This is a genomic window from Pseudomonas sp. P8_229 (assembly GCF_034008635.1).
GTDB lineage: Bacteria > Pseudomonadota > Gammaproteobacteria > Pseudomonadales > Pseudomonadaceae > Aquipseudomonas.
In genome coordinates this window covers 2081351-2096517 of the sequence record NZ_CP125378.1, presented here as the reverse complement: position 1 = coordinate 2096517, position 15167 = coordinate 2081351, and the positions used below count along the sequence as shown (strand labels likewise).

Annotated in this window: 15 protein-coding genes; 10 read left to right on the top strand and 5 right to left on the bottom strand. The window is 61.7% G+C overall.

The window, feature by feature from the left end:
- Positions 1–78: 78 nt before the first annotated feature.
- The 4 genes from QMK55_RS09465 (at position 79) to QMK55_RS09450 (ending at position 4556) form a co-directional block, all read left to right on the top strand.
- Positions 79–1569, top strand: a complete 1491-nt coding sequence (locus tag QMK55_RS09465) for an aldehyde dehydrogenase (protein WP_320329091.1) — start codon at positions 79–81, stop codon at positions 1567–1569.
- A 363-nt stretch (positions 1570–1932) separates the two neighbouring features.
- Positions 1933–2919, top strand: a complete 987-nt coding sequence (locus QMK55_RS09460) for an ABC transporter substrate-binding protein (RefSeq protein ID WP_320329090.1) — start codon at positions 1933–1935, stop codon at positions 2917–2919.
- Positions 2920–2928: 9 nt separating this feature from the next.
- The gene (locus tag QMK55_RS09455) at positions 2929–3732 is read left to right on the top strand and encodes an ABC transporter permease (protein ID WP_047602568.1); all 804 of its coding nucleotides are present in this window, start codon (positions 2929–2931) and stop codon (positions 3730–3732) included.
- Positions 3720–4556: an ABC transporter ATP-binding protein gene (locus tag QMK55_RS09450; RefSeq protein ID WP_102354515.1), complete on the top strand. Its 837-nt coding sequence runs from the start codon at positions 3720–3722 to the stop codon at positions 4554–4556. Before QMK55_RS09455 ends, QMK55_RS09450 begins: the two co-directional genes overlap by 13 nt.
- 126 nt (positions 4557–4682) lie before the next feature.
- On the opposite strand, the gene QMK55_RS09445 is transcribed toward QMK55_RS09450, so the two are convergent.
- Both QMK55_RS09445 and QMK55_RS09440 read right to left on the bottom strand, forming a co-directional pair.
- Positions 4683–5762, bottom strand: a complete 1080-nt coding sequence (locus QMK55_RS09445) for an endonuclease/exonuclease/phosphatase family protein (RefSeq protein WP_102354514.1) — start codon at positions 5760–5762, stop codon at positions 4683–4685.
- A 74-nt stretch (positions 5763–5836) separates the two neighbouring features.
- On the bottom strand, positions 5837–6511 hold the full coding sequence (locus QMK55_RS09440; protein WP_102354513.1) for a YciC family protein: 675 nt from the start codon (positions 6509–6511) through the stop codon (positions 5837–5839).
- Positions 6512–6689: 178 nt separating this feature from the next.
- Between QMK55_RS09440 and QMK55_RS09435 the strand changes: the two genes are divergently transcribed.
- The 3 genes from QMK55_RS09435 to QMK55_RS09425 all read left to right on the top strand — a co-directional run bounded on the left by QMK55_RS09435 (position 6690) and on the right by QMK55_RS09425 (position 8753).
- Positions 6690–7445 (top strand): DUF2076 domain-containing protein, encoded by a 756-nt coding sequence (locus QMK55_RS09435; RefSeq protein WP_102354512.1) that lies wholly within the window; start codon positions 6690–6692, stop codon positions 7443–7445.
- 181 nt (positions 7446–7626) lie between these two features.
- The gene (locus QMK55_RS09430; protein WP_102354511.1) at positions 7627–8106 is read left to right on the top strand and encodes an NYN domain-containing protein; all 480 of its coding nucleotides are present in this window, start codon (positions 7627–7629) and stop codon (positions 8104–8106) included.
- A gap of 41 nt (positions 8107–8147) precedes the next feature.
- A complete protein-coding gene (locus QMK55_RS09425; protein ID WP_320329089.1) occupies positions 8148–8753 on the top strand; it encodes a 3'-5' exonuclease in 606 nt (201 codons plus the stop codon).
- A gap of 135 nt (positions 8754–8888) precedes the next feature.
- Here the strand turns inward: QMK55_RS09425 and QMK55_RS09420 are convergent, their stop codons facing one another.
- A complete protein-coding gene (locus QMK55_RS09420; protein ID WP_102354509.1) occupies positions 8889–9341 on the bottom strand; it encodes an Lrp/AsnC family transcriptional regulator in 453 nt (150 codons plus the stop codon).
- 163 nt (positions 9342–9504) lie between these two features.
- On the opposite strand from QMK55_RS09420, the gene yedA reads away from it, so the two are divergent.
- Positions 9505–10446, top strand: coding sequence for a drug/metabolite exporter YedA (gene yedA / locus QMK55_RS09415; protein WP_320329088.1), 942 nt, complete (start codon positions 9505–9507; stop codon positions 10444–10446).
- A 65-nt stretch (positions 10447–10511) separates the two neighbouring features.
- A complete protein-coding gene (locus QMK55_RS09410) occupies positions 10512–11852 on the top strand; it encodes a DEAD/DEAH box helicase (RefSeq protein WP_102354507.1) in 1341 nt (446 codons plus the stop codon).
- Between the two features lie 106 nt (positions 11853–11958).
- Here the strand turns inward: QMK55_RS09410 and QMK55_RS09405 are convergent, their stop codons facing one another.
- Complete coding sequence (locus tag QMK55_RS09405) at positions 11959–13200, bottom strand: TIGR03862 family flavoprotein (protein ID WP_102354506.1); 1242 nt, start codon at positions 13198–13200, stop codon at positions 11959–11961.
- 281 nt (positions 13201–13481) lie between these two features.
- On the bottom strand, positions 13482–14402 hold the full coding sequence (locus QMK55_RS09400; protein WP_102354505.1) for a histone deacetylase: 921 nt from the start codon (positions 14400–14402) through the stop codon (positions 13482–13484).
- Positions 14403–14498: 96 nt separating this feature from the next.
- On the opposite strand from QMK55_RS09400, the gene QMK55_RS09395 reads away from it, so the two are divergent.
- Entirely contained in the window at positions 14499–15068 is a 570-nt protein-coding gene (locus QMK55_RS09395; RefSeq protein ID WP_102354504.1) for a GNAT family N-acetyltransferase, read from the top strand.
- The last annotated feature ends 99 nt before the right edge of the window (positions 15069–15167 follow it).

The following is a 15167-nucleotide window of genomic DNA, read 5'->3' as shown; positions in this document are numbered from 1 at the left end:
AAGATGTTTTTACTGGTTTTAGCCCGCTGGGGCCTGAGCGACCATCGACTGCACAATAACGTCCAAGGAGCATCCGACGTGTTCGAGCTTGTAGAATGGCAGCGCCAGGCCGTTGCATTGAAGTTTCCCGATCAAGCCGTGATCAACGGTCAACACTGCGCCGCGCAATCGGGGCAGACCTTCGCCGCGATCAATCCCGCCACTGGCCAGTTACTGGCCAATGTCGCCGCCTGTGGCGAGGAGGATGTCGACGCGGCGGTGCGTAACGCGCGACAGGTGTTCGAGACCGGCACCTGGGCGCAACGTCCGCCCGCCGAGCGCAAGCAAGTGCTGCTGCGCCTGGCTGATCTGCTGATGGAGCATCGTGAAGAATTGGCTCTGCTCGATTCGCTGAACATGGGCAAACCGGTGATGGACGCTTACAGCATTGATGTGCCGGGTGCCGCCGGGGTGTTTCGCTGGTACGCCGAAAGCATCGACAAACTCTACGACCAGATCGCCCCCGGCGCCGCCAATGTGCTGGCGACCATCACCCGCGAAGCGCTGGGCGTGGTGGCGGCGGTGGTGCCGTGGAATTTCCCGTTGGACATGGCCGCGTGGAAGCTCGCGCCGGCGCTGGCGGCGGGTAATTCGGTGATCCTCAAACCGGCCGAGCAATCACCGTTTTCGGCGTTGCGTCTGGCCGAGCTGGCGCTGGAAGCGGGGTTGCCGGCGGGCGTACTCAACGTATTGCCGGGGCTTGGTGAACAGGCCGGCAAAGCCTTGGGCCTGCACCCGGACGTCGATTGCCTGGTGTTCACCGGCTCGACGCAGGTCGGCAAATATTTCATGCAGTACTCGGCGCAATCCAACCTCAAACAAGTGTGGCTGGAGTGCGGCGGCAAGAGTGCCAACCTGGTGTTTGCCGATTGCCGCGATCTGGATCTGGCGGCGGAAAAAGCCGCGTTCGGGATCTTCTTCAATCAGGGCGAAGTGTGTTCGGCCAACTCGCGGTTGCTGGTAAAGCGTTCGATTCACGACGCGTTTGTCGAACGCCTGAAATCTCAGGCCGAGCGCTGGCTGCCGGGTGATCCGCTCGATCCGCAAAGCCGTGCCGGGGCGATCGTCGATCACCGGCAGACGGCGAGCATCATGCGTGCCATTCGCAGCGCCGAGCAGTCGGGTGCGACCCTTGTGTGTGGCGGCCAGCAGCGGCGCTTCAATGGCTCGGACAACTTCATCGAACCGACGATTTTTACTGGCGTCCGCGCCGACATGCCGTTGTTTCGCGAAGAGGTATTCGGGCCAGTACTGGCGGTGGTGCCGTTCGACGATGAAGACCAAGCGGTGCGTCTGGCCAATGACAGTGTCTACGGGCTGGCGGCGTCGCTGTGGACTGATGATCTGCATCGCGCGCACCGTGTGGCGCGACGGCTGCGGGCGGGCACGGTGTCGGTGAATACCGTCGATGCGCTGGACGTGACCGTGCCGTTCGGCGGCGGCAAGCAATCGGGCTTTGGCCGCGATCTGTCGCTGCACTCGTTCGACAAATACACCCAGCTGAAAACCACCTGGTTTCAGTTGCGCTGATACCGCGTCACCCCTTTTCGCGAGCAGGCTCGCTCCCACATTGGATTTGTGATCAACACAGAACCACTGTGGGAGCGGGCTTGCTCGCGAATGCGGTGGGTCAGTCACAGAAAATCCCTGATCTGCCCCCCCTTTGAGCATCCCCGCCAACCCTGCCCTTCAGCAGTGCGCGCTACCCAGTTTTTTCATCATTTGCTGCCAACAATTTCCTGATTTTCCTCGGCCCGCACATGGGCCACCATCGATCTCGCCAGCCCGGTGTTTCACGCCAGAGTCCAGCAGAGACCGCAGCGTGGATTCACATCATTGGTGCCGGCCGTACTGCCCATGACAAAACTAAATCAACAGCGTCGGGAGTGCTCCATGATCAAGTCCTTGTGTATTCGTCTCACCCACCCTCTGGCGATCACCGCCCTTGCAGCCACGGTCGCGACCAGCGCCCAGGCCGGCACCCTGTCCATCGGCCATACCACCTGGGTTGGCTACGGCACCCTCTACCTGGCTCAGGACCTGGGCTACTTCAAGGAAAACGGCCTGACCGTTGAACTGCCGGTGGTCGAAGAAGCTTCGATGTACATGGCCGCGCAGGCGTCCGGCCAACTGTCAGGCTCGGCGTCGACTATCGACGAGGTGCTCAAATACCGTCCGCAGTTCTGCTTCAAGGCAGTTGCGGCGCTGGATGACAGCCATGGTGGCGACGGCGTGCTGGTCGGCAAGAACGTGAAGTCGTTGCAGGAACTCAAGGGCCAGGCCGTGGCGGTCAACGAAGGCTCGACGTCGCAGTTCTGGCTGTCGTACCTGCTGAAAAAGAACGGCATGAAAATGAGCGACATTACCGTGCAGAACATGACCGCCGACGATGCCGCCACCGCGTTCATCGCCGGTCGCGTGCCGGCCGCCGTGACCTGGGAACCGCACCTGTCGATGGTACGCGACAAGCAGCAGGGCAAGGTGCTGATCGACAGCAGCAGTACCCCGGGGGTGATCGTCGATGTGGTGGCGCTCAATTGCACCGTCATCGAAAAACAGCCGCAGGACGTCAAGGCGTTGGTCAGCGGTTTGTACAAGGCGGTCAAGTACACCCAAGAACACCCGGACGAGGCTTACGCGATCATGGCCAAAGGCGTTGGCGGCTATCTCTCCGATCCGAAGGAACTGGCCGCTGCCGCCAAGGGCGTGCGTTTCTACGATCAGGCGATGAGCGAAAAGCTTCTCGGCTCGCCGGGCAAGCCGGGTGACAGCGCGGCGTTGATCAAACTCGCCAACGAAACCGCCAGCGAACTGCAGGGCAAGCCCTACAACGTCAGCCATGACGATCTGGTCGACAACCGTTTCGTCAGCCCGCTCTAGGAGGTCTGCATGTTCAAGCGCAAATCATGGCTGAGCCGCTGCCTCACGCCCAAGACCGGATTACCGGTGCCAGTGGTGTGGAGCGCCAGCGGCCTGGCGTGGGTGTTGCTGGTCGGCCTGTGGGCCGGGTTGTCCTACGGCGGCATCGTGCCGGGGATGTTTCTGCCAACCCCCGGCGCGGTGCTCGAGGCGGCCGTACGCCTGAGCCGCGACGGCACCCTCGGCACCCATGTGTGGGCCAGCGTCGAAGTGGTGATGGTCGGCTTCATTGTCTCGTCGCTGGTGGCGGTGCCGCTGGGGTTGTTGATGGGCAGCTTCCGCATCGTCCAGGCGTTCCTCGAACCGCTGGTCAACTTCATTCGCTACCTGCCGGTGACCTCGTTCGTGCCGCTGTTCATCCTGTGGATTGGTATCGGTCTGGAGCAGCGTGTGTCGGTGATTATCTTCGGCGTGTTCTTCCAGCAACTGGTGATGATCGCTGACGTGTCCAAAGGGATTTCCAAGGATCTGATCAACGCCTCTTACACCCTCGGTTCCAACCGTCGCGACGCAGTGCTGCATGTGATCGCCCCGGCCTCGGTGCCCGGTGTGCTCGACACCCTGCGCGTGACCATGGGCTGGGCCTGGACGTATCTGGTGGTGGCCGAGCTGGTCGCGGCCTCCAGTGGCCTCGGTTACCTGAGCCTCAAAGCCATGCGCGGCTTTCAGGTCGACGTGATTTTCCTCGCCATCGCGATCATCGGCCTGCTCGGTCTGGTCACCGATCAACTGTTCCGTTTTCTTCGCTTGAGGGTTGCCGCATGGGCTCAGTAACCGCTGCCAATCATCGTTTCATCGAACCGCGAGCCGCCGCGCCGCAAGCCGCTGCGCGCCTGCAAGTGGACAAGGTCAGCCTGCGCTACAAGAAGCCCGATGGCGGCACGTTCACTGCGCTGGAGCAGGTGTCGTTCGAAGTGCCGGACCAGCAGTTCGCGGTGCTGGTGGGGCCGTCGGGTTGCGGCAAATCGAGCCTGTTGTACCTGACCGCTGGCCTGGCCGAGCCGACGTCCGGCGAGATCTACGTCGGCGGTCAGCAAGTGCAGGGCCCCGGTGCCGATCGGGGGATGGTGTTCCAGAGCTACACGCTGTTTCCGTGGCTGACGGTACGGCAGAACGTCGAATTCGGCCTCAAACGACGCGGCATGCCGGCGGCGCGGCGCAAGGAAATCGTCGACTATTACGTCAACGAAGTGGGCCTGGCCGGGTTTGCCGACAGCTACGCCAAGCAGCTCTCGGGCGGCATGATGCAGCGCGTGGCGATTGCCCGGGCGCTGGCCAATGATCCGCAGATCCTGTTGATGGACGAACCGTTTGGCGCACTGGACAGCCAGACCCGCTTGCAGATGCAGCAGTTGTTGCTGCGGGTCTGGGGTAACAGCAAGAAGACCGTGCTGTTCGTGACTCATGACATTGACGAAGCGATTCTGCTCGGGGACCGGGTCTACGTGATGGGCGCCAAACCGGGGCGGATCAAGCAGATCCTCGACGTGCCGATCGAACGCCCGCGCTCACTGGACATGGTCATGGAGCGCTCGTTCATCGACATGAAACGGGAGATCTTCGGGCTGCTGCACGATGACCTCGAAGAAGTCCACTAAGTCGAGCACGCTCTTTTGTAGGCCTTCGCCTGTTCGCGATGGCGTAGTGTCAGCCGTCATCAACTTTGAAGACACACCGCTTTCGCGAGCAAGCCCGCTCCCACAGGGGGGTATTGTGTTCGCTGGCTACGGGGTGGCGGGGAGCAGGAAGCGCGCAATCACCGGCAAGTGATCGGAAATGCGCAAGGTATCGTCCTGCCGCACCCTGGCCTCGACCCGTTTGATTTTCGGGCTGTAGAACAGATAGTCGACCGTGCGATCCGGGCCATTGAGGCCGGGGTCGTTGGGGTAGTGCGTCAGCCAGTGGGCGCGGTCGATGCCGCTGGCTTCGTTGTTGGTCGGGATCATCGGGTACTTGTCCCACAACAGGTGCAGTGCGCTGTCGATCGAGTAGGGCGTGCGCTGATCAGCAGGCAGGCGTTGATACTGGCCCAGCGGCAACAGGCTGAAGTCACCGCCGATCAGCCACGGCAGGCCCTGGCTTTCGTACTTGTCGAGCACCTTGGCCACCGCCGTCACTTGCGCCTGCAAGGTGTCGTCGGGTTGGCTGGCGCGATCCAGATGCGTGTTGAACACCGTCAGTTGCCCGCCGTCGCTCAGCGGCAGCTTGGTGGCGAGCAGGGCGTCCTTGGGTTGGAACTGGCGGCTGATGATGTTCGCCGGGGGCGCCGGCAATTGCAGGCGTTCGGCGTGTTCGATGCGGTAGCGGCTCAGGGTTGCCAGTTGTCGGCCAACGCTGCCGAAAATGTGTGGTTCGGGGACGAAATCCGCCTTCCAGTCGAAGGCGTGGGCGCTGCACGGGTAGAGGTCGGTGACCCGTTCCTGCAGCAGCTTGAGCTGATTCTGGTAATCACTGGCCTTGGCGCCGTCGTCCAGCTCTTGCAGCAGGACTACGTCGGGCTGCTCATCGCGGATCACCCGCGCCACTTCGTCGAGGCTGAAGGCCATGTCTTCCGGGGTTGGCGCTTCATCGTTGCCCTGGGCCTGGTCGTTCCAGAACACGTAGCGCTTGCCGGCGAGGTATTGCACGTTCCAGGTCATGACTTTCAACGCCTGCCCGGGCACCAGGTTCGGCGGGGTACCGGTGCAGGTGACCGGCAGGGTTTCCCGGGCATCGGGGCGCCAGGTCAGGCTGTGGATCAGCCCGCCGATCAGGACGATGGCGAGCAAAAACGGCAACAGGGTGTAGCGCAGCAGACGGGGCATGGCTCGGCTTATCGCGTTACAAAAGTGACCCCGAGCATACCCGACCGCAGACGCTTGGCCCAAGGCCCCTGAAGTCAGACCGCTCCGTTACGTTTGTCAGGCAATTCGCTGATCAGCATGAACAGACGGAACAGCACTACGCTGGTGAACAGTTGCAGGAAGCTGTGCGCACTGTCGATCAGTACCGCGATCAGCGGATTCTGCGGGTCGGGGTACACCGCCAGGGTCGCGCCCTTGAGCAGCCACAATGGTCCCATCACGCAGAGAATGCACAGCAGGATCCGCCAGAAATGCCCTCGGGTCAGGCGCAGGCTTTCCTTCATCGCCTGCAACGGCCCCATGCCGCGCAGCACCAGCAGATATTCGGCGAACGCCAGCATCACCATCAGCATCAGGCCTGGCAGGAAATACAGCGACAGCCCGAGCAGAATCAGCAAGGTGTTGAGCGCCGTGAGCAGGGCGAAGCGCGGCCACAGCCGGGCGGACATCGCCAGCAGGTCGAGGGTGCGCGGGGCTTCGCCACGGGTGCGGGCATCGAGGAACAGGATCAGCGCGGCGGTGTACAGCGGATACACCAGCAGACCGACCACCACGCTGGCGGCGGAGAAACTGTCCGGGTCGGTGACATGATCCACCACTTGCTGCAGCGCCGCTTCGAAGATCACCAGTGGCAGGCACAACTGCACGATGCTGGCCAGATGGCGTTTGAAAAAATACAGAGAGTCACGCAGTACATCGAAGGCATTCATCAGTCGGTATCGCAGGTCGAAAACAGTGGCTCACTTTAACCGATGATGCGCGGGCCGACACAAACGTAAACATTCGGTAAAGGTCGTTGAAACATCCTGTCACTGCCTCCATTACAGAGGTGCGCCTTGTCCACAGTGGACACGGGCAACGTTATCCCCGGCAATCTACGAGGTCGCCATGAACAGCGAAGAGCAAACCCTGATCGATGGACTGTTTTCCCGGCTGCAACAGGCCGAAACGGAGGCAGCCCCGCGTGACGCCCAGGCCGAGGCGCGGATCAAGGAACACCTGACCCGCCAGCCGGCGGCAGGTTATTTCATGACCCAGGCGATTCTGGTGCAAGAGGCGGCCATCAAGAGCCTCGACGAACAGAACAAGCAGCTGACCCAGCAAATCCAGCAATTGCAGGCTGAACTGCAAGCGGCCAAGGCCCAGGGCGCGGCACCGGCACCGAGTGGCGGCGGTGGTTTCCTGTCGAGCATCTTCGGCGGCGGTTCGCGTCCGGCGCCGACCCAGAGCGCTCCGGCCTCCACCGGCGGCTGGCGTGAGCCGGCACCGCAGCAGAACTACGCTGCGCCACCGCCACAACAGAACTATGCCGCGCCACCGCCAAATTACGCACAGCAAGCCGCCCCGGCAGCGGGCAGCAGCTTCCTTGGCGGCGCCCTGAAAACTGCCGCTGGCGTGGCCGGTGGTGTGATGTTGGCGCAAGGCATCAGCAGCCTGTTCCATCACAACCAGCAGCCTGAAGAAATCGTTGAGGTGATCAAGGAAGAGCCGGCGCAAGTGGCTGACCAGAGCAACAACGACTGGGGCAATGATCAGCGCATGGCTGGCAACGACAGCTTCGGTAACGACCAGGGCGGTCTTGCCGACACCGACTACAGCGACGACAACTCGTCGTTCTTCGATGACGACGACTCCTTCGTCTGACTGATCAGCCGCCCGTACCAACCTGTGGTGAGGGGATAAATCCCCTCACCACAACCCACCATCCGTCCGGAGTGGTGGGTCGATTATTCGCGCCACCTTCCTGAGGACTGGCATACTGAGCGCCTTTTTCGGGCCTGGCGCCTGATCCCGCTTCGTGCGCTATGCGCTCACAGGAATCCCGGTGAAAAAAATCGCAGTGTTCGCCGACGTGCAGAACCTCTACTACACCGTGCGTCAGGCCTATGGTTGTCACTTCAACTACGCCGCATTGTGGGCAGACATCAGCAAGGACGGGCAGATCGTCGAGGCTTATGCCTATGCGATCGACCGTGGTGACAGCAAGCAGCAGCAGTTCCAGCAGATCCTGCGCAACCTCGGCTTCACCGTGAAGCTCAAGCCCTACATCCAGCGCAGCGACGGCTCGGCCAAGGGTGACTGGGACGTGGGCATCACCCTCGACATCATGGACGCCGCCGACCACGTCGACGAAATCGTCCTGGCCTCCGGTGACGGCGACTTCGACATGCTGCTCGAACGCATCATCAGCAAACACGGCGTACAGGCAGTGGCCTATGGTGTGCCTGGCCTGACCGCCAATTCGCTGATCCGCGCCGCCAGCCGTTACGTGCCGATCGAAGGCGTGTTGTTGTTGAAGAATTGAGCTGTTACTGAAGAATTGATTTGTACGGAGTTGAACCCGGTTTGGAACGCATTGCAGTCATCGACTTTGAAACCACTGGCCTGTCGCCGAGCAGCAGCTGTCGTGCCACGGAAATCGCCGTGGTCATGCTGGAAAACGGACGCATCGTCGAGCGTTACCAGAGCCTGATGAACGCCGGCGTCCGCGCCCCGGCCTTCATCGAACAACTGACCGGCATCAGCAACGCCATGTTGCGCACCGCACCATCGGCCGAACGGGTGATGGAAGAGGTCAACGAATTCGTTGGCTGCACGCCGTTGGTCGCGCATAACGCCTCTTTCGACCAGAAGTTCTGGGACTTCGAACTGGGGCGGATCAAACGCACACGTTTGCAGAATTTTGCCTGTTCGCTGCTGCTGGCACGCCGCCTGATGCCGGCGGCGCCGAATCACAAGCTCGGTACTCTCACCACCTTCGCGCGTTTGCCGCACACCGGCCAGGCGCACAGGGCGATGGCGGATGCGGAGATGGCGGCCAATCTGATGGCGCATCTGGCGCAAGAGCTGCGGCACAAGCATGGGGTGCGTGAGCTGAACCACGACCTGTTGTGCAAACTGCAGAAAGTCCCGGCGGCCAAAGTCAGCGAACACCTGCAGCGCTATCGCTGATCCCCGGCCCAACACAAATCCCCTGTGGGAGCGGGCTTGCTCGCGAAAGCGGTGTGTCATTCGGCAAAAATGTTGTCTGACACACCGCATTCGCGAGCAAGCCCGCTCCCACATTTGGATCTTCTGAGTTCCTGATTACTTGCCGTTGTTTTCGATGTGGCCGAGCGGCACACGCTTCTCGATCGCACTCGATAGCACAATCGAAGTCTTGCTGAAGCCGAACTTCGCCACCCGATTGATCAACTCCTCCAGCTCCGTCATCGAACCAACCGCGCCCTTCATCATCACGCAGGGATCGCCCGTCACTCGAAAACACTCGATGAGTTGCGGGATTTTCGCCAGTTCGTCGTAGACCTTCTGACTGCCGTTCTGGTGCAGGCGCAACTCGATCATGCACTGGATCGGCAAGCCGATTTTCGACAGGTCGATGTTCGCCTGATACCCGGTGATCACCCCCGACGCCTCGAGCTTGGCCACGCGTTCGGCCACGGCCGGAGCGGACAGGTTCACTTTGCGCGCGAGGTCGGCGTAGGACGCTCGGCCGTTTTCCAGCAGAGCGCTGAGCAGCATGCGGTCGTATTTGTCCAAGGCCGGACTCCTTAAATTGCCAGACTTTCGAAATCGCTGTTTATCCCGCCGATCTCCGTTCTTTCAAAAGTGTACCGGCGCTATAAACAGGTTTTGTAGCTTATTTTTGCACGCCGGCCTTTCTAGAATAATTCATCCGCTACCTCTGACATTCGAGCTGCCCATGCCTGCCTTGCGCCGTTTTTCCTTGCCGTTGATCGCCGCGTTTTTCGCGCTGTATGTGATTTGGGGATCGACCTATCTGGTGATTCGCATTGGCGTCGAATACTGGCCGCCGCTGATGCTCGGCGGGGTACGCTTTGTGATTGCTGGCAGCCTGATGTACGCCTTCCTGCGCTGGCGCGGGGCGCCGGCACCGACCTGGGCGCAGTGGAAAGCGGCGGGGATCATCGGGATTTTGCTGCTTAGCTTCGGTAACGGCGCGGTGAGTGTGGCCGAGCACACGGGCGTGGCTTCCGGTGTGGCGGCACTGGCGGTGGCGACGGTGCCGTTGTTCACTTTGCTCTGCGGGTATTTCTGGGGCGCGCGCAATACGCGGCTGGAGTGGGCCGGGGTGGCATTGGGGATTATCGGTATCGCCATGCTCAACATGGGCTCCAACCTGCAATCGAGCCCCATGGGCGCGGCTTTGCTGATTTTCGCGGCGGCGATCTGGGCGTTCGGCTCGGTCTGGAGCAAACACCTGCCGCTGCCGCAAGGGGCGATGGCCAGTGCCGTGGAGATGCTGGTGGGGGGCGTGGTGCTGCTGATCGGCAGCGCGGTGAGTGGCGAACACCTGCAAGCCGTGCCGCCGGTGGAAGGCTGGATGGCGTTGGCGTACCTGATCTTCTTCGGCTCGATCATCGCCTTCAATTCCTACATGTACCTGCTCAAGCACGTGCGTCCGGCAGCGGCCACCAGTTATGCCTACGTCAACCCGGCGGTGGCGGTATTGCTGGGGATCGTGTTTGTCGGCGAGACCATCGGCATGGAAGAAGCGCTGGCGATGCTGGTGATCATCAGTGCGGTGGTGCTGATCGGTCTGCCGCAGTGGCGGCGGCCGGCGCAGCCGCTCGTCGTGGAGGCGCCGAAGTCAGCCATTGCGACTGAGCAACGTGTGAATTAGGGTAAACTGCGCGCCATTGCACCCTTGTTTTGCGCAACCGCGCTGATTTTTCCTACGGTATTCCCATGACTTTCGCCACCCTTGGCCTGATCGAACCCTTGCTGCGCTCCCTCGAGACGCTCGGCTACCAGACTCCAACGCCGGTCCAGGCGCAAGCCATTCCGGCCGTTCTGGCCGGTCGCGACCTGATGGCTGCGGCCCAGACCGGCACCGGCAAGACCGCCGGTTTCGCCTTGCCGCTGCTGCAGTTGCTGGCCATGGAAGGGCCGAAAGTGGCCGCTAATTCGGCGCGTGCGCTGATTTTGGTACCGACCCGCGAGCTGGCGGAGCAGGTTCATGAGTCGGTGCGCCAATACGCTGAAAACCTGCCATTGCGCACTTATGCGGTGTACGGCGGCGTCAGCATCAACCCGCAGATGATGAAGCTACGCGGCGGCGTTGATGTGCTTGTCGCCACGCCTGGTCGCTTGATCGACCTGTTCCGTCAGAACGCGTTGAAACTCGATCAGTTGCAAACCCTGGTGCTGGATGAAGCCGACCGTATGCTCGACCTGGGCTTCTCCGAAGAACTGGCGAACATTTACCGCATGCTGCCGAAGAAGCGCCAGACGCTGCTGTTCTCCGCGACCTTCTCCGATGACATTCGCCTGCTGGCCGGGCAGATGCTCAACGATCCGCTGAGCGTCGAAGTCAGCCCGCGCAACGTCGCTGCAAACACCGTCAAGCAGTGGGTGGTGACGGTGGACAAGAAGCGCAAGCCGGAACTGTTCGTGCACCTGATGCGCAAGAACAAGTGGAAGCAAGTGCTGGTGTTCGCCAAGACCCGCAACGGCGTGGACGCGCTGGTGGAAAAACTCCAGGGCCTGGGCGTGAACGCCGACGGCATCCATGGCGACAAGCCGCAGGCGACCCGTCAGCGTGCTCTGGATCGTTTCAAGCTCAGTGAAGTGCAGATTCTGGTAGCGACCGACGTGGCTGCCCGTGGTCTGGACATCGAAGACCTGCCGCTGGTGGTCAACTTCGACTTGCCGATCGTGGCCGAGGATTACATTCACCGCATCGGTCGTACCGGCCGTGCTGGCGCTACGGGCGAGGCGATCTCGCTGGTGTGCGCGGATGAAGTGAACATGTTGTCGGCGATTGAAATGCTGACTCGCCAGACGCTCAAGCGTCAGAACGAGCCGGATTTCGAGCCTGAGCACCGCGTGCCGGATACCGATGCCAGCGGTCAGGTGATCAAGAAGCCAAAGAAACCGAAAAAGCCGAAGGCATCAGGCGGCGGTGGCGGCAAGCGCAATCTCGGCAAGTGGGTCGACAGCGGCGAGACGCAGGCGCCGGAACCTTCGATCAAGCCTGTGCGTAAAGTGCCGGTGTTCAATACCGGGCCGCGCAAGCGCAAACCGTAGTATTCGCTGCACTTGTCAGACCGCTATCGCGAGCAGGCTCACTCCTACATTGGAACGCATTCCCCTGTAGGAGTGAGCCTGCTCGCGATTGGGTGCACCTCGGTCTTCAGCCCTTGCGCTGCAACCACTCCAACAGCCCAAACCCCGCAGCCCGCCCACTGGCAAAGCACCCCGTCAGCAGATAGCCGCCCGTCGGCGCCTCCCAGTCCAGCATCTCCCCTGCGCAAAACACCCCCGGCAACGCCTTGAGCATCAAGCGCTCATCCATCGCCTCGAACGTCACGCCACCGGCGCTGCTGATCGCTTCGTCCAGCGGACGGGTTTTCACCAGGGTCAACGGCAACGCCTTGAGCGCCCGGGCCAACAGCGCCGGGTCGGCAAAGGTTGCCGCGTCAGTCAATTCACGCAACAACGCCGCTTTCACCCCATCGATCCCGACCTGACTGTGCAGATGCTTGGCCATCGAGCGTGAACCTCGCGGTTTGCTCAGTGCCGCCTGCAATTTATCCACAGGCCGGCCCGGCAGCAGGTCGATGTGCACCGTGGCGGAGCCATGCGCGTTGATCGCCTCGCGAATCGGCGCCGACAGTGCGTAGATCAGGCTGCCTTCAACGCCTGTTGCGGTGATCACGCATTCGCCCAAGCGCGGGATATCGTCGTTCAAACCGATCGCGACATTTTTCAGCGGTGCGCCGGCGAATTTGCTCACAAGCAAATCGCTCCAGGCCTGCACCTCGAAGCCGCAATTGCTCGGCTGCAATGGCGCCAGTCCTACGCCTTTTTGCTCCAGCGGCAGCATCCATGCGCCATCTGAACCCAGGCGCGACCAACTGCCGCCGCCGAGGGCGAGCAGGGTGGCGTCGGGCTTCAGGGTGATTTCGCCGTCGGGGCTGGCGATACGCAGTGCGCCGTGTTCATCCCAGCCGAGCCAGCGATGGCGGGTGTGGATAACGACGCCACTATCGCGCAGGCGCTTGAGCCAGGCACGCAGCAACGGGGCGGCTTTCATGTCGGTGGGGAACACCCGGCCGGAACTGCCGATAAAGGTCTCGATGCCCAGTTCATGAATCCAGCGGCACAACGCATCGGCGTCAAAGGCGCGCAGCAACGGCGCGATCTGCGGTGCGCGTTCGGCGTAGCGTGAGAGAAACGCCGGGTAGGCTTCGGAATGGGTGATGTTCATGCCGCCGACCCCGGCCAGCAGAAACTTGCGCCCCACCGACGGCATGCCGTCGTACAGGTCGACGCGCACGCCGGCCTGACTCAGCACTTCGGCGGCCATCAGGCCGGCGGGGCCACCGCCGATGATGGTGACGTGAGCGGGGAGGGGGGCGGATGTCTGGGTCATGGCGTGCGCTGCGGTATGGCGGGATAAGGCGCGCATTCTAACAGCGCAGACCTTTGTAGGAGTGAGCCTGCTCGCGATGGCGGTTTATCAGACGACATAAACGCTGAATGTCAGTGCGCCATCGCGAGCAGGTTCACTCCTACAAGGAGATCGAGGTGAATTCGGTATGTGGTTAAAAAATGATCACCACGCTGTACGCCATGTTCGCTGTGGCCTGTAGTCCCTTTCGCTCAGGTTATCCACAGGCCGTTCCACAGCCATTGTGGGTAACGCAGCACACCTTAATGACAACCCAGTGACTGCCAGACCCGCTGCGCGCTGTGATGCAGGATGCCGTGGCGGCGGGCGAGGGCGTGGCGATCCTTGCTGTAGCCACCGCCAATGACGCCGACCACCGGGATGTCGCGGCCCAGGCAATGGCGCATCACGCTTTCATCGCGGGCGGCGACGCCTGTGTCTGTCAGCTGCAGATAACCGAGGGCGTCGTCCTTGTGCACATCGACCCCGGCGTCGTACAGCACCAGATCCGGTTGATACAGCGGCAACAGGTAGTTGAGCGTGTCATCCACCACTTTCAGGTAATCGGCGTCGCCCATACCTTTGGGCAGTGGAATGTCCCAGTCGCTTTCGGCCTTACGTGCAGGAAAATTCTTTTCGCAGTGCAGGGAAACGGTGATCGCCTCCGGCGTGTCATGCAGAATTCGCGCGGTGCCATCGCCCTGATGCACGTCGCAATCGAAGATCAGTACGCGGTTTACCCGACCGCTTTGCAGCAGGTAATGGCTGATGATCGCCAGGTCGTTGAAGATGCAGAACCCGGCCGGGTAATCGTAGTGGGCGTGGTGCGTGCCGCCTGCCAAGTGGCAGGCCAGTCCGTGTTCCAGGGCTTTTTCGGCCGCCAGAATCGAGCCGCCGACGGCCCGCACGGTGCGTCGGGCGAGTGCTTCGTTCCACGGCAGGCCAAGGCGCCGCTGGTCTTCGCGGGACAACTCGCCGCTCATGTAGCGTTCGATATAGCTACGGTCATGGGCGAGGGCGAGGATGTCGTTGGGGCAGATCTGCGGGCGCAGCAGGTCGGCGTCGCGGGTCAGGCCGCTGTCCACCAGGTGATCGCGCAGCAAGCGGAACTTGTCCATCGGAAAGCGGTGATCCGCCGGAAACTCGGGGCTGTAGTCTTCGTGGTAGATCAGCGGCAGAGGCATGGTGATTTCTTATCAGAACGTGGGATCAGGAACGTAGGAAAGCGTGAAGGATCCTACCAGCGATGTAGACTTGCGGCATGCAAACGGAGGGGCACGATGGAGCCGATAAACGAACTCGAAAGCGCACGCCTGTTGATGCGCCAGTGGCGCGACGAGGATTTGCCGGCATTTGCAGCGATGTGCGCCGATCCTCAGGTAATGCGCTATTTTCCGGCGCCGATGAGTCGTCTGGAAAGTGCGTCGATGATCGGCCGGGTGCGCGGGCATTTTGCCGAGCACGGTTTCGGCCTGTGGGCGCTGGAGCGCAAGGACAGCGGCGAGTTCATCGGGTTTACCGGCCTCGGTGTGGTTGGCTTCGAGGCGCCATTCACCCCGGCCGTGGAAATCGGCTGGCGTCTGGCCAAGGAACATTGGGGCCTGGGCTACGCCAGTGAGGCGGCCTGGACGGCATTGCGCGCAGGTTTCGATCGGCTGGCGCTGAAGGAGATCGTGTCCTTCACCGCGCAGAGCAATCTGCCGTCGGAGAAAGTCATGCAGGCGATTGGCATGCATCACGATCCGGCCGATGATTTCGATCATCCCAAGCTTGCAGCCGATCACCCGTTGCGTCGGCATCTGTTGTATCGCATTACCCGGGAGCAATGGCTACAGACCTTGCATGGCTAAGCCGACACGGACGTTTACAATGGCGCGACAGTGGCTCGCGCCAGAACCTGAATGGGCCGCCGCAGCCAAGACTGCGCGGCATAGCGTTGTGTGAGGAGA

Excerpts from the sequence above, each read along its gene's own strand:
- QMK55_RS09460 (WP_320329090.1), top strand. The coding sequence starts at position 1,933 with ATGATCAAGTCCTTGTGTATTCGTCTCACCCACCCTCTGGCGATCACC.
- QMK55_RS09455 (WP_047602568.1), top strand. The coding sequence starts at position 2,929 with ATGTTCAAGCGCAAATCATGGCTGAGCCGCTGCCTCACGCCCAAGACC.
- QMK55_RS09450 (WP_102354515.1), top strand. The coding sequence starts at position 3,720 with ATGGGCTCAGTAACCGCTGCCAATCATCGTTTCATCGAACCGCGAGCC.
- QMK55_RS09445 (WP_102354514.1), bottom strand. The coding sequence starts at position 5,762 with ATGCCCCGTCTGCTGCGCTACACCCTGTTGCCGTTTTTGCTCGCCATC.
- QMK55_RS09440 (WP_102354513.1), bottom strand. The coding sequence starts at position 6,511 with ATGAATGCCTTCGATGTACTGCGTGACTCTCTGTATTTTTTCAAACGC.
- QMK55_RS09435 (WP_102354512.1), top strand. The coding sequence starts at position 6,690 with ATGAACAGCGAAGAGCAAACCCTGATCGATGGACTGTTTTCCCGGCTG.
- yedA (WP_320329088.1), top strand. The coding sequence starts at position 9,505 with ATGCCTGCCTTGCGCCGTTTTTCCTTGCCGTTGATCGCCGCGTTTTTC.
- QMK55_RS09410 (WP_102354507.1), top strand. The coding sequence starts at position 10,512 with ATGACTTTCGCCACCCTTGGCCTGATCGAACCCTTGCTGCGCTCCCTC.
- QMK55_RS09405 (WP_102354506.1), bottom strand. The coding sequence starts at position 13,200 with ATGACCCAGACATCCGCCCCCCTCCCCGCTCACGTCACCATCATCGGC.
- QMK55_RS09400 (WP_102354505.1), bottom strand. The coding sequence starts at position 14,402 with ATGCCTCTGCCGCTGATCTACCACGAAGACTACAGCCCCGAGTTTCCG.
- QMK55_RS09395 (WP_102354504.1), top strand. The coding sequence starts at position 14,499 with ATGGAGCCGATAAACGAACTCGAAAGCGCACGCCTGTTGATGCGCCAG.